This window comes from Desulfurella sp., from assembly GCF_049977265.1.
GTDB lineage: Bacteria > Campylobacterota_A > Desulfurellia > Desulfurellales > Desulfurellaceae > Desulfurella.
Genome location: NZ_JBMFGQ010000015.1, coordinates 1 through 19,521, shown reverse-complemented (window position 1 = coordinate 19,521; position 19,521 = coordinate 1). Strand labels below are relative to the sequence as shown.

Below are 19,521 nucleotides of genomic sequence, written 5' to 3'. Positions count from 1 at the left end.
TTATGATGAGACTTTATAAAAAACTGTCTCTACTGTTAGTTTTCTTAGTGTTTTTAAGTGTAAATGCATATGCTCAAAGCATTGCTTTACCCGAATTTACGCCTATTGCTGAAAAGGTATTGCCAGCTGTGGTAAATATTAGCACTACTCAGGTTGTTAAGGGAAGTGTTAATCCTTTTGGCGAAATGTTTTCTAATAATAGTCCTTTTAGTGAATTTTTTAAACACTTCTTTCAAGGATATACTCAAAACTATAAAGCTCATTTTCTAGGTTCAGGTTTTATTATTTCAAGCAATGGTTATATTCTAACAAATTACCATGTAGTAAAACACGCTACAGATATTAATATAACTTTAAACACAAATGAAATCTACAAGGCTAAAGTTATAGGTTATGATCCAGAAGTAGATATAGCTTTATTAAAAATTAACCCTAAAAGACCTCTACCTACTTTGAAACTTGGCGATTCTAATAAGATGCAGATCGGTCAATGGGTTTTGGCTGTTGGAAACCCATTCGGTTTAAGTGGTACTGTGACATCGGGTATAATTAGCGCAAAAGGCAGGGTCATCGGTGAAGGCCCCTTCGATCATTTTATACAGACAGATGCTGCAATAAACCCTGGTAACTCTGGTGGTCCACTTGTAAATATGGATGGTCAAGTAATAGGTATGAATACAGCTATTATTGCTTCGGGTCAGGGTATTGGTTTTGCTATACCATCCGATACAATCAAAGATGAATTGCCTTACCTAATGAAAGGTGAAGTTCCAAAAAGAGGCTGGTTAGGCGTAGGTATTCAATTGTTAACTCCAGAGGTAGCCGATTTATTAAAATTAAAGAGCTTAAATGGTGCTGTAGTAAACGAAGTATTTAAGAACTCACCTGCTGCAAAAGCTGGAATTGAGCCTGGTGATGTTATAGTTTCAATGAATGGCAAAAGTATTTATGCTCCGGATTTACCATACGATATAGCTTTTACAAAGCCTGGCACAAAAGTAAATTTAGGTATTATTAGGGATGGAAAGGAAATTACTAAAACAGTTGTGTTGGGTCAGCGTCCTCAAAAAGAAAATCAAGAACAATTAGAAACAACTCAGCAATCTACCCAAAGTAGCAGTTTTAATACTTCATTTGGCTTTAATGTTTCAGATATTAATGCTAATTTGATAAAAATGTATAATTTAAAAGAACAAAAAGGTGTTGTGATAACCGCTGTGGATCCTAATTCCTTTGCAGCACTTGCTGGCCTAAAGCCAGGTGATGTTATAATGAAGCTTGATAATGAAAATGTATATTCACTAAACCAATTCAAAAATATATTAAAGCAAAAGCAAAAGCTTAATCAAAATGTCATTAGTATGTTGTTAAAACGAGGCGAATCTACGTTGTTTGTTACTATCCAAAAAGGTTAAAAAATAAGGGAGAGTTATAGACTCTCCCTATCTCTTGTGAGGATTTTATGGAAATTAATGACTTAGTTGAAAATATTAGTGGTCAGAGTATAAATAAAATTATTGATTTGAATGAGTACAAGGGAGAAAAAAATATTGTCTTATACTTTTATCCAAAAGACAACACAACTGGCTGCACAAAAGAAGCTATGGATTTTAATGCTCACTTAAGTGAGTTTGAGGCTTTAGATGCAGTTGTTATTGGGGTAAGTATAGATACTATTGATTCTCATAAAAAATTTGCGTCTAAGTACGATTTAAAATTTCCACTTATTAGTGATTCTGATAAAAAATTAGTTGAATTATTTGATGTAATAAAATCAGAAAGCATAAGAGGCTCAGCAAAACGCACAACTTTTTTGATTGATAAAAAACTAACTATACGCTATATTTGGCGTAATGTTAAAGTTGCAAATCATGTTAAAGAAGTCATTGATAAAATCAAAGAATTAAAATTACAGGTTGATAATTAATGCTTCTTCATTGCAATTAGGGAAAAGTGGGCATTTAATGCAATCTTCCCATATTTTTTTGAGTGGCAGATCTTTTTTATCAATTAAAGAAAAATCCATTTTCTTAAAAAATTCAATTTGAGTTGTAAGTGCAAATACTTTTTCTATACCTAATGCTTTAGCTTCTTCTAGTTCTTTTTCTACTAATTTTCTACCAAGTCCTTGTTTTTGATAATTTTCATCTATTGTAATAGTGCGAATTTCTGCTAAATTAGGATAAAAAATACGAAGACTGCTTGTAGCTATTACTTTTGAGCCATCTTTTGCAATAAAGAATTCCCTTATGCGTTCAGCTATATCTTCAATGGGTCTTGGCAAAACTACATGGGTTTTTACAAATTTATCAATTAGATTTTTCATTTGAGCGCAATCAGATATTGTTGGTTTTACTATTTCAATCATAGCCTTACCTTAAGTGCCTGAGCATGCGCAAATAAACCTTCGTATTCGGCAAATTCTATGGCAAATGGTGCATCTTTTTTCATTGACTCATGGCTATAGTGTACTATGCTACTTTTTTTCAAAAAGGTTTCAGCAGATAAAACGCTTGAGAATTTTGCCGTTTGAGATGTAGGCAATGTATGGTTTGGACCTGCAACATAATCTCCTAGCGTTTCACATGAGTAATCTCCAATAAATATTGCACCAGCATTTTTAAATGAATTCATAAAAATATATGGATCTTTTACTTGAAGTTCTAAGTGCTCTGGTGCAATTTCATCAATTATGCAACCTGCAAGATCCCTGGTAGATTTAATAAATAAAGCATTTAAAGCTGATTTTGAAGTTATATTGTTTCTATTTGTTAATTTTGAAAGCTCAAAAAATTTTTCACTAATTTTTTTTATGCATTCATCATTAAAACTTAAATAATAAACTTTTGCGTTTATATCGTGTTCTGCTTGAGATAATAAATCATATGCAGCGTATAATTTTTCGCAATCATCTGCTACAACCATTACCTCAGATGGTCCAGCAACCGAGTCTATGCCTACTTCTCCATAAACCAATTTTTTTGCAAGAGCAACATAAATATTTCCAGGACCAGCTATAACATCTACTTTTGGTATGCTTTGCGTACCATATGCTAATGCAGCTATAGCCTGAGCACCACCAACTTTAAAGACATTTTTAATATCATATAATTTTGCAATATAAAGCAATAACTCATTTATATAACCACCTTGGGCAGGAGTGCAAATATTTATTTCTTCTACGCCAGCCACATATGCAGGTATTATTGTCATAAGTGCAGTTGAGGGATAAAAAGCTTTTCCACCTGGTATGTATAGTCCCGCTTTTTTTACGCTTGTTATTCTTGTACCCAAAATTATACCGTTTTGCTCTATAATACAGGTTTTTGGTAAAAAAGCTCTATGAAAGTTTTCTATTTTTTCTTTTGCATATAAAATTATATCTTTTTGTTTTTGTGTTATATTATTAATAGCTTGTTCAAATTCATAATCGCTGACCCTTATATTATTATAATTTGCATTGAAATTATCGAATTTCTGGCAATATTCAAATAAAGCTTCATCTTTTTTTTCTTTAATATCTTTTATAATTTGTCTAACTGTGTTTTCTTGTTCTTCATAATTATTTTGTTTTAAGTATGATTTAAGTTTTTCAATATCGTCTTTTGTGTTAATTTCAAGATAGTTCATAATTTGCTCCTACAATAGTTTTAAAATATTATATGCAATTTCTTTTTTAGTCATAAAAGGTAAATGTTTCATTTTTCCATCTTTTAAGATTATTGTTACTTCATTATTTATAGTACCAAAACCTATATCTTTTCTGGAAACATCATTTAAAACAATAAACTCTAACCCTTTTTTGTCTATTTTTGCTTTTGCATTTTCTATTAAATCATTTGTTTCTGCTGCAAAACCAATTAACTTGATATGAGGATACTTTTCTTTTAGGGTTTTTGATATATCAGGGTTTTGGACAAGCTCTAATATAAACGTGTCCTTATTTTGTCTTTTAATTTTGTAGTTGCTTGTTTGCTTTGTTTTAAAATCAGAAACAGCGGCAGCCATAATTACATATGTGTCTTGTTTGCTTTTTTGTATTTGAATATCAAGTGCATTTAGCATTTCTAAGGCAGTTTTTACATTTATGCGGTTAACACCGAAAGGTGTTTCTAAATTAGAAGGGCCGCTTATTAATATGGATTCTGCACCCATATTAAAAGCCATTTGAGCCAATGCAAAACCCATTTTACCACTTGAATAATTACTAATAAAGCGAACAGGATCAATTTCTTCTCTTGTAGCTGAAGCAGTTGTAATAATTGTTTTTCCCTTAAGCGATTTTTCAAAAAATACTGATTCAATACAATCTTGTATTTCTTCTACTGATGCTATATGACCTCTACCAACACTATTGCAAGCAAGCTCTCCTACCGTAGGTTCAACAAAAATAAAGCCCCGTTTTTTTAGCAAAGCAATATTTTCTTGCGTTGCGGTATTTTCATACATTTTTGTGTTCATAGCTGGTGCAATAATTTTTGGTTTATCGCTTGCAAGTGTAGCCAGACTTACCGGACAGTCTGCAATTCCATAGGCAATTTTTGCTATAATATTTGCTGTTGCTGGTACAATGACGATTGCATCTGCCCAATTTGCAAGTTCTATATGAGATATACCAAGAAAGCTGTTTTCTTGCAAAACATCAGTGTAAACTTTATTTGAACTTAGAGACTCAAAAAGTATGCTTGATATAAATCCTTGAGCTTCTTTTGTCATGGCGACCTTTACTTCATAGCCTTCTTTTCTTAAAGACCTAATAAGTTCGCAAGCTTTGTAAATAGCAACTGACGCACTAACACCAATTAGTATTTTTTTGCCTTCAAACATTTTTAACCTCGGATTCAAGCAAATTGAGAATTTCTGGGAGTAATTGTTTTTTTCTGGATAAAACACCTGGCAGGTAATAAATGCCTTCTTCTATTTTTTTGAAAGGCAGTTTTTTTTCTATCGGATGATTCGAAGTAATAAGTATGCTATTTGCCGATATTATATCGCTAACAAGCAGCATTGTCCAATCAAGATTTTTTTCTTGTTTTTGCAATTGTATCTGACTAATCAATTTTTCTTTAATTTGATCCAATGCATTTAAATTTGTTGTTTCAACTTGAGATATGCCAAATTTCAAACCAAACTCTTCATATGGTTTAAAATCGCTATCTAAAATATCTTTTGGGTTTCTTGTAGTTATATCGTCTGATTGGGCAAATAGTGCTTTTGTATAATCTATTGTGTCAACTTGAGCAATCACTGAAAGCTCATCAATAACTCTTAAATCAATATCAGTGGTTGTTGGTGATTTTCCCCCAACCGTATCTGATAAAATACCAGAAAGCAGCACAATTGCTATTTGTCTTGGTATATCAATATTGTAAAACTTATAAAGCTCGCTTACAAGTGTGCAGGTTGAGCCAACAGGTTTTGCATAGAAAAATATTGGATAGGTGGTTTTTATGGGTGATAATCTGTGGTGATCAATAATTTCTAATATCGTTGCAGTCTCAATTCCGTCTACTGCCTGATTTTGTTCGTTGTGATCAACTAAAATGACTTTGTTGGAGAATTTTTTTATCACATCAGATCTTGTAATTATGCCAGTCAATTTATTATTATCTACTACGCTTAATGCACGGTTTGTGTCTTCAAGTAATAATTCTTTTGCTTTTTCAATATACTCAGTAGAGTTTACATATTGGGCATTTTTGCTTGCAAAACTGTTTACCGGAACAGACAGTATAATTTTATGTAGTGTTTGAGAAGTGTCTAGAGAACTTACATATACATTGCCTTTAAAATTGGAAAAATCAATTGCTTCTAACTCACTTTTTGTTTTAATACCCGTTATTACGATTGTATGAGCTTTGTTTTCTATAGCGTATTTTAGTATTTTTAGTCTTTTGCCAACAATAAGTACCACTTTAGAAATATCTAATTTATCAACAAATTCTTTAAAATTTTCAAAAGGCATTGCACCAACAACAATTTGAGCTTCAACCGGACCTTTTTTGCCTTTTTTATACAAATAGCCAGGCAAAACTTTTTCAAAGTTTTCAATGTTTAGTGTGTATGTGAGCCTTCGTTTTATAGTGTTCATAAAGAAATTTGAAATTTCAAAAACACTAACTATGCCTTTAAAATTGTTTTGTTCATCCACAACAGGCAACACACGTATATTTTTATTTTTTATATTATCCATTACTTCAAAAAGCGGTGCATTTTCGTTTACGCTAAAAACATTTTTTGTCATTAAATCTTTTACTTTAGGGTATATATCTTTTATTAAAACGGGGGGATTTAAATTAAGGTTTTTGAACACAAACGATGTTTGTTTATTTAAATTGCCGCACCTTGCGCTTATATAGTTATTTTGATTGTCTATTTGATTTTTTAAATAGGCATAAGCAAAAGCTGCGCAAACACTATCCGTGTCTGGATTTTTATGACCTATTACAAAAATATCGCTCAATTTAACCCCCTCTTAGAATATGATTTAATAAATTGTTCAATATTCTTGCTGTAGCCCCCCAAATAATTTCGGATTTATATTCTATCAAATATGTAGTAAAAATTCTACCTTTATATTCGAATTGTTGAAGCTTTAATGGGTATTTATTTATCAAAAAATCTAAAGGTACGCTAAATACATAATCCACTTCGCTTTTATTTATGCAAAAATTATTATTTTTTAAAATACCTACAAATGGATAGACAATAAAATTTGAACTAAATGTAACTGTTGGTTCAATCTGACTCACAATTTCAATATTTTTATGGTCTATACCTACTTCTTCGCAAGTTTCTCTTATTGCTGTAAATTTGACATTTTTGTCTTGAGGTTCTTTTTTACCTCCAGGGAATGCAACTTGAGCAGAGTGAATCGACCCATCATCAATGCGTTTTATAAAATATATTTCCCAATTATCTTTTTTGTAAAAAGGTATCAAAACACCCGCTATAATACCGTCAGATTTTATTTTTTTTACAATTTTTATATTTTTTAATATATTTATATCAAACATTTACATAAAGATCTTTTATAGCCTCTTCTAAATAGTTGTATTTGAATTTGAAACCTGTTGATAAAATTTTACTTATATCTACTCTGCTGCCTTCTAATAGTATGTTGGCCATTTCTCCATATAAGCTTTTTAATACAAAAGATGGGACATTAAATGGCCAAAATGGTTTGTGAAGAACTTTTGCAATTGTTTGCATGAATTCTTTGTTTGTTTTTTGATCCATACTTGAGCAATTGTATGCACCACTTAAATTTTCATCTTCAATGGCTTTTAGATAAATATTTACCAAATCATCAATATGAATCCATGTTACGTATTGTTTGCCACTGCCAAGTGCACTTGCAACACCCATTTTTATGGGCTTTATTATTTTACTTAGCGCTCCGCCGTCTTTGTCTAAAACCATAGAGGTTCTTAGTTTAATTACCCTTGTGTTTAGCAGTTGAAATTGATCGATTGACGATTCCCAGTTTTTACAAACATTTCCTAAAAAATCATCTCCAAAAGGGTCAGTTTCTTTAAATATATGGTTGGATGTCACAGCACCATAACAGCCTACGGCAGACGCACTTACTATACATTTAAAACTTTTGTTTATTTTTTTTGCTGTATTAAATAAAAGATTAGCAGAATTTACTCTACTATCCAAAATAAGTTGTTTTTGATTTTTGCTCCATGGTTTTTCACCAATATTGGCGCCAGCTAGATGCACAATGCAATCGGATTCTTCTATAGCTTTGATATCAATCTGATTTTGCTCTATATTCCATGTATAAACTTTGTAATTTGAATTTTCCTGTTTTCTGCTAAGTATAGCAACACTGTGACCTTTTTGATCTAAAATTTTAGATAACTTTCTCCCTACAAGACCACTGCCACCTGTAATTAATATATTCATAAATATTCCTTATTTTACTAAAATGGGAAGCTCTTTTTCAACTTCAAAATATACAAGCGCTTTTTCTTTCTCTAAAACTTCTGGATCATCGTATTTATGACGCAACATTTCGTTAATTTTATTTTGATCTTTGTCTTCTTTTATCTTTTTTAGATAAAATCTTTTTCCCTGGTAGTTTTCCTGCAAAAACATATATGCTGCTTTTGGGTTTGACTGAATATTTGTGTAACTGAGTTTATTTAACATAATAAAAGCAATCGTTTTTTCATCAATTACAAATGGTTTTGCATAAAGTGCTATATCAACATTTCCAGAAGAATCAGCAGTTGCAAGTATACCAGTACCTTTAGCATTTTCAAAAAACTCTTTTAAACTCATAAATACCTCCATAATTTTAATTATAATTTACAGTCTTAATTTTATAAGTCAAGCTATTCAAGCTTTATTAAATTTTTTAACAAATCTTATTTGCCAGATGTAATAAATTAGCGGTATAACAATAAGCGTTAATGCAGTTGATATAAATGTACCAAAAACAAGAGATATAGCAAGTCCTCCAAACACAGGGTCTGTAATCATTATTGCAGAACCAAAAACTATTGCCAGAGCAGTTAATAGAATTGGTCTAAACCTAACAGCTCCTGCTTCGATAAGAGAATCCTCAAGAGAATTACCTTTTGACATATAATCTAGCATAAAATCTATCAAAAGCAGCGAATTTCGCACAACTATTCCAGCTAAAGCAATGACACCTATCATTGAAGTTGCACTAAAATACTGATTTAAAAGCCAGTGGCCCCAGAAAACACCTATAAGTGTCAAAGGAATTGGTATCATAATTATAAAAGGCATCATAAATGATTTGTAGTATGCAACTAAAATTAGATAAATAAATAAAAGCGCAACAATAAATGCCCCACCTAAGTCTCTAAATACATCCAGTGTAAGACGCATCTCTCCGCCCCAAAGGATTTGATAGTGACTGATATCGTGAGGCTGAGATTGATTTAACCCTAGATTGGCAGTTGTCAATTTTACACCATTTGGCAGTCTATGGTTATCGAGCCAATTGTTGAGTGTTAATACAGCATAAATTGGGCTTGACCTTAAAAGATCACCTTCAATATAAACTACATTATGCTGATCTTTGCTAAATATTGGTTTGTTTGCTAAGGTTTTTTCCACATGTGCAATACTTGATAATGGTACACTTTGACTATTTGGAAGTGTAATTTGCAAATCCATAATTTGAGTAAGGCTTGATCTATCAGATTTTTTTAGTTTGATAATAATATTGTGCGGTTCCTGAGCAGAATTTGAATGTAAGCTCGTTACATCAAGACCATTTACCAAAGCATTTATTTGGCTTGCTACAGCGTAATCATTCAATCCCATCAATGCAATTTTTTTCTTATCAAGAATAATCTTATACTCGACTACATTTTGGCCAACAGAATCATCTACGTTAGAGATACCGTAAATTTTTTTAAAATCCTGTTTTATATAATGTGCACTCAAGCGCGCTACATTATAATCAGGTCCATAAAGTTCTGCAAGTACCTGAGCTTGTACTGGGGGTCCAGGTGGTTCTTCAAAAAGCTTTATACGTGTCCCCTCATATTGCTTTTCAAGAGGTTCAATTTGTTTGTATACTGCCTGAGCTATCTGGTGAGAAGTTTTGTTGCGGTTTTGTTTAGATATCAAATTTACCCTGATTTGAGCTAAATTACTTGCCTTTCTAAAGGAATCGTTTCTAACTAATGCAGCAAAATCTGGTGGTGCAGTTTCCCCTAAAAATACTTGATAGTTTGTAATATATGGGTTTTTTGCAAGTTTATCGCATACTGCTTGAGTTATTTTTTGTGTAAATGCAATTGAAGAGCCATCTTTAGCATCTACTTCTATTAAAAAAGTGTTTGTATTGTCGTTTGGCAACATTTTTACACCGACACCAAAAGTGCTTAAATGTCCATTTAATCCTTGAGGTCTTATAAATTGCCAGGCAGGCAAAAGCAAGCTTATAAATAATGCTACAAGAACAATTCCTAAAAATACATTTCTTTTTACTCTAGATGTAATTAAAGGTGTGATTGTTTTTACATAAGCTTTATGTAAAAAATTTTTATGTTCTTTTGCTTTTGATGAGTATACTTCTTTTTTTAAAAAAATATTTGAAGCCCACGGGACAACAATATATGAAATAAGCAAAGATGTAACCATAGCAATCGGTACATTTATAGGGATTGGTCTCATAAAAGGACCCATCATTCCACCAACAAAAGCCATTGGTACAAATGCTAGAATAACTGCAACTGTAGCAATATTTGTAGGATTTCCTATTTCATTTGTAGCAAGTATTAAAGATTCCTTGAAGTCTTTTACAGGACAACAGCTTATGTGTCTGTGAATATTTTCTATAACAACAATTGCAGCATCAACAAGTAAACCAAGTGATAGTATAAGTGCAAATAATGTAATTCTATTAATGCTTTGCCCTATAAGCCAACCAATACCGAGCACCACAAATACTATTAAAGGTATTGTTACTGTTACAATTCCAGCTTCTTTATATCCCAAAAAAAATAACAAAATAACAACAACTACCAAGATTGATATTCCAAGATGCTCAATTAGTGTATTCACGGCATTATTTGCTTTTTGACCATCATTTTTTGTTATAGTAACGTTTATATTCTCTGGTAGTGCTTCTTTTTCAAATCTATTAAGTTTTTCTTTTATTTGATTTGCAACAACCACTGCGTTACTGCCTGCCCTTTTGGCTAAAGCTATTGTAACAGCTGATTGAGGTAAATTTATATTTTTTTTAGCTGCAAGACCATCATAAAATATCGAATTTGTATATGTATGGGCTGGACCTTCAACAATGTCTGCTACATCCTTTAAAAAAATAGGTTTACCATCTTTTGCTCCAATTACAATATTTCCAACATCTTCTGTATTTGTTAATTTGCTTTCGATTTTGATTGGTATGTTTTTATTATCTGTTAAAATTGAACCAGCACTGAAATTTACATTGCTTGCACCAATTGTGTTGATTAATTGATTTACGCTTATGCCATAAGAAGACAGTTTTTGAGGGTTAATCCATACAACAATAGATTTTGGAAAACCTCCGTATATATTTGTAAGGCCTACATTTGGTACGCTTCTTAACTGTTCAACAAGTCTTAATGCAACTGATCTAAGTTTTTCTTGAGGAAGTGTTTTAGAACTCAGCGTAATTGTCTCTATAGGAACATCATTTATGCTGATAGATTTAACAAGTGGTTGAAGTGTGCCAGGTGGCATTCTATCCATATTGCGCATAATTTGATTATAAAGCTTCAGCAAGCTTTTTTCTTCATCTTGTCCAACATAGAATTGTACAGTTACCATTCCAATATTATCTTGAGCGTAACCGTATGTATGGTCCACTCCAGATGTAGCAGCAACAATTGCTTCAAGTGGCTTTACTACCTGGTTGTTCATTTCCTGAGCATTAAAACCAGGTCTTTGAATAATTATTGTTGCAGAGGGAACGACAATTTCTGGGTTGTACATGCGCGGTGTTTGATAAATTGCTAAAATTCCAAAAATGCTTACCGCTATCATTATTAATAATGTTATTTTAGACTCAAGAAAGCTTTTTGCCAGTTTGCCAGCAATGTTGAGCTTATCTGTCATCTATTACATCACCATTATTAATTGCAGAGAGGTTTGTGGTTGCAATTTTATCATTCGGTTCAAGACCAGATAGGATTTCTACAAAATTGCCACTTTGGTGACCAGTTTCTACCATCTGGTAATTTGCAATATTGTTTTTTACAACTATTACACCTTCGATGCCAGCTCTTTTTAAAATACACGATTTAGGTACTAAAATAACTTTTTTATAACCAACAGGAATGAGTGCTATTGCATATTCTCCTGCCTGCACATATTCATTTGGCTCAATTTTTGCTTTTACAAGGTAAGTATGCGTAATATTGTCAGCTTTTGGGGAAATAGTGCTTATAGTTGCTTTAAAAGTTTTTTTGTTAATTACTATTGGTATTTTTTCTCCAATGGTAATATGTTTTAAAGAATTTTCATCGACATAAAACTTTACCTCCAAATCATTTGGATCAATAAGACTTATAATTGGCTGCATGGGAGAAACTACCTGTCCTGCATCAACAAATTTATTTGCTACAACGCCATCAAAAGGAGCCGTGATATTAAAATAGCTCATTACGCTACTTGCACCATTGTAAGCAGCTTTTGCAGAAAGCAATTGAGCTTTAGCAGTTTTGTATTGCATTTGCATTTTTTCAAACTCTTCTTTAGATATCACATTTTCTTTATAAAGATTTGCGTATCGTTCGTAATTGGCTTTAACAAAATCTAAATTTGCCTGTGCTTGATTAACATTCTGACGCATTTGTTCAATTGTATTTTGGGTTTGTATGGGGTCAACTACAACAAGTAACTGCCCTTTTTTGACATGTTCTCCTATATTAACAAGAATTTTATCAACTCTCCCCAGATAAAATGTAAACTGATTAAGAGGACTTGAAGAAATATTAATATCTTTTTTTGAAATTATCGTAGCAGGAAAACTTGCATAATTAGTAACTTCCGTTTGTTTTACCGTAAAAAGTTTTGATTGTACATGTTCAATCTTTGGCTCTTGCTTATTATTTGAACAACTCGAAATAAAAATTACAAAAAATAACAATATGAATTGTGCTAGTAGTTTCACTGACCCCCTCCACGATTCAAATCGTATCAATAATTAATAAATTTTCAATCTGAGTGTATAATATATTACAAAATTAGTCAACTTTTATATCATTTATATTGCATAATTTTAAACTTAATTCCCAGAGTTTTTCTTGAATATGTAAGTTATACGAGATTGCTTTAGACTTTGTAGGAATTGCATTGACAAAGTACATTCCTGTATATGAATTTTTTTGGATTGTTTGAAGTGTTTTTAAGATATTTTGTGCACCTTTTCCTACACTTTCACCAATAGGTCCCCAGTTATTAATAAGCATTTTTGTATTTATTACACCAGGGTGAGCTGCATTTACTAAAATACCAATATTTTTTAACCTTTGAGCTAAGTAATAGCTGAATAATATGTTGCAAAGTTTTGATACAGAGTAAGCTTCATTTGGATCATAAGATCTTGGTTTTTCTAAATCATCAAATTCGATATAATCAGCGTGAATCATAGAGCTAATATTTAAAATAATTTTCGGATAAATTTTTTTTTCTAAAAGTTTAAGTGTAAGATAAAAATGAGACAGGTAATTCACTGCAAATGTAAGTTCAAATCCATCACAGCTCAGTTGATAATTTTTACTATATATTCCAGCATTGTTTATGAGTATATCAATTGGTTGTTTTTCTATTATATAAACTATATTATCAATTTCTTTTAAACACGCAAGGTCGGCAACAATACCATCGCAACCAATCGTTTTTTTTGTTTCTTCCACTTTTTTTGGATTTCTTCCATGAATAATAACTTCGATTCCATTTGTAGCAAAAAGTTGGGCAGTTTTTTTGCCTATACCATCAGTTGAACCTGTAATTAACGCTTTCATTTTATAATATCTCTAACCCAGCTAATGGCGGCTGCAACTTTTGGAAACCCAATTGTACTAACAAGTGCAATACAAACGCCTATTATTTCATTATTTGTAGCACCTGCTTGAAGTGCTCTTCGTGTATGAGAATGCACTGCACCTTCGCTTCCTATAGCACAAGCTGCTGCAAGCTGAACCAATTGTATAGTTTTTTCGTCTAAATTTGCTGTTTTTTTTGCAACTTTACCTAAATTTTCAAGTGAATTAATAAATTCGGGAAAATCTTTTTCTAAATCAATGTAAAAATTAGGCTTATCCATTTTAATACCTCCAGTTTTGTTTTACAATATAAGCGAATTTTTAAACTTTTCAATCTTACTTGAAAAAAAATTATATGTTTTTATATTAAAAATATGTTAGTAAGATTTTATTCAACTTTACGTGAAAAAAAAGGAAAAAGCGTAGAAATTAATACAGAGTATATAAATATAAAATCTCTGATAGATTTACTTGGGATATCAAATTATATATTAGACAATAACAATCTTTTGGCTGGTACCATGATTTTGGTTAATGGCAAAAATATATCTCACTTAAATGGTTTGGATACTATTGTTCAAAATAGTGATAGTATAGATTTTTTCCCACCTGCTGCAGGCGGATGAGTTTTTTTGACAGACAGATCCCGGTTTTAGGCGATATATGCCAGAAAAAGCTTAAGAATTCAAGAGTTTTTGTAGGTGGTGCTGGTGGTTTAGGTTGTATAGTGTGTGAATTACTTGTAAGGTCAGGCGTTGGAAAATTATATATAGCAGATTTTGATGTAATAAGCGAATCCAATATTCATAGACAGTTGTTATATACAACGCACGATATTGGAAAACCAAAAAATCTTACAGCAAAAGAAAAATTGGATTCAATTGGTTTCAATTGCCAGATTGAGATTTTTGGAAAAATTGATGAGAATTTTTTGTTACCTGATGTTGATGTAATTGTTGATTGTTTTGATAATAAAGATTCAAAGAATATGCTTAGCAGATTGGCTTTTAAAAATAATATTTATTTCGTTCATGCCGGTGTATCTGGTTATTTTGGTCAAGTATCCACACTTAAAGATAAAAAATTGGAAGATGTTTTTTCATTTGGTGATCAGGAAAATTATATTTTGCCATACACAGTAGGTGTAGTTGGAAGTTTACAGGCAATGGAGGTTGTAAAAATCATCTGTTCACTTAAACCAAACCTGTTGGATAAAATACTCTGTATTGATTTACTAAATTATAGTTTTGATGCAATAATATTAAATTAAGCACTAAAATCAATTAAGCTTATATTTGTAGTGTCTTTTGCATATTGTTCAATAGCCTTAAAGGCTTGCTCTTGAAATTTTAAGTTTTCGATTTTTTTCAATATTTCGTCTTTTTGGACAGGATTGTTTGTATATTTTTCTTGTTCTTTTAATTGATTAATCTGATTATTTATATTGGGTACTAATTGTTTATAATATTTGTTTTCATCTTTTTTAGGACAATATACAATAACCTGGGATTTTCCGCTTGTTGCAGCTAAATACTCACCTTGTTTGCTAATATTTAATGATACGCTGCTTGATACAACATAACAGCCTTTTTGAATAGCTTGCTTTTTAAAACGACTAATATTATCGGCCTCATGGGTTGAGACTCTACCAATTGAAAATGCGGCGCTGGAGGGAGCACTTGAGCCCCACTCACCAGGATCAAGCTTATAATGAAGAATAGGATCTAAATTTGAAAAATTAATCATATTCAAAGTATAACTTAAAAATCTAGCTTTTCAAGTAACCATAACACGCTTTAGCACCTTGTGGACACTTTTGAATCTCTTCATTTAGTACTTTTATTGCTTGTTTTATTATAAATTCATTTTTAAGGTGTTTGGGTTCTTTTGTATTATTATCAATTAATATTTCTTGAGGTTTTTGTAATATTGCTTTTTTGCTTGTTAAGTGGTGTAAAAGTTCACTTTCTCTTAACACAAACTCGTCCTCGTTTTTCTTTTTTATTTCGATATTTGGCACAATACCTTCTGCCTGAATACTGAAGCCATTTGGTGTATAGTATTTTGCTACTGTTAATATTAAAGTATATCCCCCCTTAAGTGGTATAACATCCTGAACATTACCTTTACCAAAACTTCGTTGACCTATTACAATTGCTCTATTGTGATCTTTTAAACAACCAGTTACAATTTCTGCAGCAGATGCAGTGCCAGAATTAATTAATACTACAAGTGGTTTTTTAAAAATAGGTTTATCTTTTGCATAGATTGTCTGGTCATTATCCGAATTTCTTCCTTTAACTGAAACAATCACACCTTTATTTATAAACATATTTGAAACTTTTGCAGCTTCATTTAGAAGTCCGCCCGGATTGTTTCTTAAATCTAAGATTAGACCTTTAATATGTTTTTTTTCTAATTTTGATAATGCATTGTTTAATTCGCTTGCAGTGTGGTCTCTAAATTGTATTATTTTAATATAGCCAATATCACCAAAAAGTTTTGTATCAATATTTTTAATATGTATTATTGCCCTTTTTAACTTAAAAATTAAGGGTTGACCTACGCCTTTTCTTGCTATAGTGAGCTTAATGTATGTGCCTGGCTTACCTCTCATTAACTTAACAGCTTTTTCTAAACTCATTCTAAATGTAGAAATGTTATTTATTTTGAGAATTACATCGTTAGCTTTTATACCAGCTTTATATGCTGGTGTGCCAGGTAAAGGAGATACTACTGTTAAGAAATTATCTTTTTTGTCTATTACTATTCCAATTCCACCAAAGTGGCCTTTCATTGTTGTTTGCATGCTTTTATATTCTTGAGGTGTTAAAAATTCTGAGTGTGGATCAAGTGAGCTTACCATGCCTTTTATCGAGTTTATAATAAGTTTTGAGGTTGGTACTTTATCAACATAGTTGGATTGAACGATATTTAACACCTCGCTGAACATTTTAATTTGTTTTTGAGGTAGAGCGTCATTTTGATTTACGACAGCCTTTGAAGTAACACTAAGACCTAAGTACAGAAAAACTATTAGCGTTAAAAAAATAAAGAAAAATGCAAAAAATTTAGACTTTCTAGACATTTATTTCCCCCAAGATATTTTTTTTACAGATTTACTTATTAAATTATTACCAGCAATTTTATAATATGCTGCTAAAAATGACGCCATTTTTGCTACGTAAGGTGCTGCCACAACTCCGCCGTAATTTACTCCTTTTGGATCAACCACAGTAATTAAAATTACAAATTTTGGTTTATTTAGTGGAAATATTGAAACAAAGGAACCAATGTACTTGTTTTTACTATAGTCTCCATGACCATTTGCTACTTGAGCAGTACCTGTTTTCCCACCTATTGAATAATTTTTCAATTGAGCATAAATTCCTGTCCCATATTTAACAACATCGGCTAGTATGTGTTTAACTTTTTTTACAGTTTGAGGTTTTAGTATTTTTACGAAGTGTTCTTTATATTTATATATTATTTTGTGGTTTTTTGATATATAGTTTAATACATGTGGTGTAATAAGATATCCTCCATTTGCAATTGCACAGTATGCCCTTGCAAGCTGAATTTGTGTTACACTTATTCCTTGTCCAAAAGCCATTGTTGCTAAATCAAACGGACGTAGGTCCACATAATCTTTAACAATACCACTTTCTTCACCTGGCAAATCTATGCCTGTTTTTTTTCCAAAACCAAATCTCCATAGGTATTTATAAAAGATTTTTTTATTTTCTTTAAGAGCAATTTTTGCAGAACACACATTACTTGAGTATGCAAATACCTGATCGAACCTTAAGTACTTATTGTCTTCAACATCTTCTATAATACGTCCAAATACTGGCCAGTATCCATTATCGCACCACAAAGTTTCATGACCATTAAAAGTACCTGAATTCAGTGCGCTAGACATCGTGACAATTTTAAATACACTTCCTGGTTCAAATAAAAAATTAATTGGCATATCTTTTATACGAGAGTAGTTTGTGTAGTCATAATATTTATTGTCATTATAGCCTGGGACATCATCCATAGCTAAAATTGCTCCATCTGGTTTCATTACTATACCCATCGCCATTTTTGCTTTATGTTTTTTTAGAGTTGATTTGAGTAGATAATGAAGGTAGCTTTGAACAGTTTCGTTTATGGTAAGGTGAACATTATCACCATTTTGCGGATTTCTTTGGTAATTTAGAGTTCCATATGGCGTTAAAGAAACTCTTTCAAAAATCTTTTGTGGTTGAAGATACATATTGTATTGTTTTTCAACACCGACAACACCGTTAGAATTTTCATTAACAAAACCAATGATATGCGATATTGTGTTTTTATAAGGATAGTAGCGTTTTAGTTTCTTTTTCAGTCCAAAACCAAGAGGCATGTTTGCTTTAATATAATAAAAATACTTAGCTGGGATTAACCCTAGGTTTATATATTGTTTTTCAGGATTACCACTGATGATTTTTTTAATATTCACATTGAAGATTTTATCTATAAAGTTAAAAAATTTTGGATTTTGATAATCATTATTTTTCAAATAATATTTTGGATCGACAAACATGTAATATAAAAAAGAATTTTCTGCCAAAATTTTGCCTCTTGAATCAAATATTAAACCACGCTTACCTTTTTTTATAATTGTCGGTTGAATTTGATTAGTGTATATTAACTTGTAGCGTTTAGCGCTAAGCATTTCAACAGAAAAAGCCTTAATAATGCTGGCTAAAAAGCAAGCACTGATTAAGAAAAACAATGTTTTAAATCTTGTTATTTTCATTAAACATCATACCTTATAAAATCCGCTTTTACTGTCAATTTTTAAAAACTTATATAAAAATACTATGCGTTTTAGAGAAATCATAGTTTTCATAACATTACTTTTGAGCAATTTGAGTTTTCTTTAATACAAAATAGTTATAAATCGCATTTGCCAAATCCTGCGATAATATATTCCTAAAACCTGTTGAGCCCAATAGACTTTCCTCATATGGGTTTGAGATATAGGCATATTCAATTAAAACTGCCGGCATGGCTGTAGTAAATTTGATTACATATAAATTGTCTTTTACCGTACCATCATCTGTTAAACCCAACTTTTGGGAAATGTAGTTTTCTAAATAATTTGCAAAAGGGTAAGAGTCTTCATGCCAATAATACGTAGTTGTGCCATGTGTAGCAGGATTGCTTGAAGCATTACAGTACAGACCTATAAATAAATTTGCGCCACTTTCATTTGCCAATTGAGTTCTTGTATATAAAGGCACAAAAACATTGGATGTTCTGTCAAGCTCAACCGAAACCCCCTTCTCTCTTAAATATTTTGCCAATTTTAATGCAACTGATAAATTGACAAAAGATTCTGGTAAACCCGCAGGACCTACACCACCGGGGTCATAACCACCGTGACCTACATCAATAAATACTTTAAATCTTTTTGCTTGTGCAGTTGGTGGTGGTGTTGTGCAAATGCGAGGAGCCTCAGATGGTTCGCTTACATTTGGACTGATAATGGTTACTAATTTTTTATCATTAATTTGAACGGTTTGCACAAAAAAAGATGTATTGTCGCTTGTTTGTATTGTGCATCTAACAATATTTGGATTTAAACTATATTGAACAAGCGTAATGTTTTTTATACCAGGTATTTTATTGTAGAGCACCTCACTTTTATTAGCTAAAATTGCATTTTTAAATGAGACAATAAAATAATGATTATTGTTTATAGAAAAACTTGATTTAGTGTAGTGAGGCTCTGAGGTTGAGCTTATTAAAATTGTTTGATTAGCAACATTAATAGAAGTTATATCAACAGCAAAAGCATATTTAACTAAAACGATTAAAAAAATAAAACTAATTAACAACTTCATCTTTTACCTCGAATTCAATCGACTATCTTAGCTAAAAACTATTATATTGGGCTTGAAAAAAACTTGCATATTTATGAAAAACCAAGCGTATTGGATTTGAATTATTTTGTAATAAA

The 19,521-nt window shown here is 31.4% G+C and carries 19 protein-coding genes; 4 read left to right on the top strand and 15 right to left on the bottom strand.

Annotated elements, in window-relative coordinates:
* Positions 1-2 precede the first annotated feature (2 nt).
* The gene (locus tag ACP5FO_RS04370; RefSeq protein WP_428106798.1) at positions 3-1,415 is read left to right on the top strand and encodes a Do family serine endopeptidase; all 1,413 of its coding nucleotides are present in this window, start codon (positions 3-5) and stop codon (positions 1,413-1,415) included.
* Between the two features lie 47 nt (positions 1,416-1,462).
* Positions 1,463-1,927 carry a peroxiredoxin gene (locus tag ACP5FO_RS04365; RefSeq protein WP_428106792.1) on the top strand — a complete coding sequence of 155 codons (465 nt, stop codon included), beginning with the start codon at positions 1,463-1,465 and terminating at the stop codon, positions 1,925-1,927.
* Here the strand turns inward: ACP5FO_RS04365 and ACP5FO_RS04360 are convergent.
* From ACP5FO_RS04360 to ACP5FO_RS04310, 11 genes are all read right to left on the bottom strand, one after another.
* Positions 1,910-2,368 carry an N-acetyltransferase gene (locus ACP5FO_RS04360; protein WP_428106786.1) on the bottom strand — a complete coding sequence of 153 codons (459 nt, stop codon included), beginning with the start codon at positions 2,366-2,368 and terminating at the stop codon, positions 1,910-1,912. The genes ACP5FO_RS04365 and ACP5FO_RS04360 overlap by 18 nt on opposite strands.
* On the bottom strand, positions 2,365-3,630 hold the full coding sequence (hisD, locus tag ACP5FO_RS04355) for a histidinol dehydrogenase (protein WP_428106780.1): 1,266 nt from the start codon (positions 3,628-3,630) through the stop codon (positions 2,365-2,367). The genes ACP5FO_RS04360 and hisD overlap by 4 nt, the downstream gene beginning before the upstream one ends.
* A 9-nt stretch (positions 3,631-3,639) precedes the next feature.
* Positions 3,640-4,827, bottom strand: a complete 1,188-nt coding sequence (gene coaBC / locus ACP5FO_RS04350) for a bifunctional phosphopantothenoylcysteine decarboxylase/phosphopantothenate--cysteine ligase CoaBC (RefSeq protein ID WP_428106775.1) — start codon at positions 4,825-4,827, stop codon at positions 3,640-3,642.
* Positions 4,820-6,463: a putative manganese-dependent inorganic diphosphatase gene (locus tag ACP5FO_RS04345; RefSeq protein ID WP_428106770.1), complete on the bottom strand. Its 1,644-nt coding sequence runs from the start codon at positions 6,461-6,463 to the stop codon at positions 4,820-4,822. The genes coaBC and ACP5FO_RS04345 overlap by 8 nt, the downstream gene beginning before the upstream one ends.
* Before the next feature lies 1 nt (position 6,464).
* A complete protein-coding gene (locus ACP5FO_RS04340) occupies positions 6,465-7,016 on the bottom strand; it encodes an NUDIX hydrolase (protein ID WP_428157069.1) in 552 nt (183 codons plus the stop codon).
* A complete protein-coding gene (locus ACP5FO_RS04335) occupies positions 7,009-7,914 on the bottom strand; it encodes a TIGR01777 family oxidoreductase (RefSeq protein ID WP_428106758.1) in 906 nt (301 codons plus the stop codon). Before ACP5FO_RS04335 ends, ACP5FO_RS04340 begins: the two co-directional genes overlap by 8 nt.
* 9 nt (positions 7,915-7,923) lie before the next feature.
* A complete protein-coding gene (locus ACP5FO_RS04330) occupies positions 7,924-8,292 on the bottom strand; it encodes a pyridoxamine 5'-phosphate oxidase family protein (protein WP_428106753.1) in 369 nt (122 codons plus the stop codon).
* A gap of 57 nt (positions 8,293-8,349) precedes the next feature.
* Positions 8,350-11,598: an efflux RND transporter permease subunit gene (locus tag ACP5FO_RS04325; RefSeq protein ID WP_428157068.1), complete on the bottom strand. Its 3,249-nt coding sequence runs from the start codon at positions 11,596-11,598 to the stop codon at positions 8,350-8,352.
* A complete protein-coding gene (locus tag ACP5FO_RS04320) occupies positions 11,588-12,655 on the bottom strand; it encodes an efflux RND transporter periplasmic adaptor subunit (RefSeq protein WP_428157067.1) in 1,068 nt (355 codons plus the stop codon). The genes ACP5FO_RS04325 and ACP5FO_RS04320 overlap by 11 nt, the downstream gene beginning before the upstream one ends.
* A gap of 73 nt (positions 12,656-12,728) precedes the next feature.
* Complete coding sequence (locus tag ACP5FO_RS04315) at positions 12,729-13,508, bottom strand: SDR family NAD(P)-dependent oxidoreductase (RefSeq protein WP_428157066.1); 780 nt, start codon at positions 13,506-13,508, stop codon at positions 12,729-12,731.
* The gene (locus tag ACP5FO_RS04310; RefSeq protein WP_025391785.1) at positions 13,505-13,810 is read right to left on the bottom strand and encodes a carboxymuconolactone decarboxylase family protein; all 306 of its coding nucleotides are present in this window, start codon (positions 13,808-13,810) and stop codon (positions 13,505-13,507) included. Before ACP5FO_RS04310 ends, ACP5FO_RS04315 begins: the two co-directional genes overlap by 4 nt.
* Positions 13,811-13,903: 93 nt before the next feature.
* On the opposite strand from ACP5FO_RS04310, the gene ACP5FO_RS04305 reads away from it, so the two are divergent.
* On the top strand, positions 13,904-14,155 hold the full coding sequence (locus ACP5FO_RS04305) for a MoaD family protein (protein ID WP_025391786.1): 252 nt from the start codon (positions 13,904-13,906) through the stop codon (positions 14,153-14,155).
* Positions 14,152-14,799 (top strand): HesA/MoeB/ThiF family protein, encoded by a 648-nt coding sequence (locus ACP5FO_RS04300; RefSeq protein ID WP_428157065.1) that lies wholly within the window; start codon positions 14,152-14,154, stop codon positions 14,797-14,799. Before ACP5FO_RS04305 ends, ACP5FO_RS04300 begins: the two co-directional genes overlap by 4 nt.
* Here the strand turns inward: ACP5FO_RS04300 and ACP5FO_RS04295 are convergent.
* The 4 genes from ACP5FO_RS04295 to ACP5FO_RS04280 form a co-directional block, all read right to left on the bottom strand.
* Entirely contained in the window at positions 14,796-15,275 is a 480-nt protein-coding gene (locus tag ACP5FO_RS04295) for a hypothetical protein (protein WP_428106725.1), read from the bottom strand. The genes ACP5FO_RS04300 and ACP5FO_RS04295 overlap by 4 nt on opposite strands.
* 22 nt (positions 15,276-15,297) lie before the next feature.
* Positions 15,298-16,617 carry a S41 family peptidase gene (locus ACP5FO_RS04290; RefSeq protein ID WP_428157064.1) on the bottom strand — a complete coding sequence of 440 codons (1,320 nt, stop codon included), beginning with the start codon at positions 16,615-16,617 and terminating at the stop codon, positions 15,298-15,300.
* The gene (locus tag ACP5FO_RS04285; RefSeq protein WP_428106713.1) at positions 16,618-18,315 is read right to left on the bottom strand and encodes a peptidoglycan D,D-transpeptidase FtsI family protein; all 1,698 of its coding nucleotides are present in this window, start codon (positions 18,313-18,315) and stop codon (positions 16,618-16,620) included.
* Positions 18,316-18,412: 97 nt separating this feature from the next.
* Complete coding sequence (locus ACP5FO_RS04280; protein ID WP_428106706.1) at positions 18,413-19,405, bottom strand: N-acetylmuramoyl-L-alanine amidase family protein; 993 nt, start codon at positions 19,403-19,405, stop codon at positions 18,413-18,415.
* Positions 19,406-19,521: the final 116 nt, after the last annotated feature.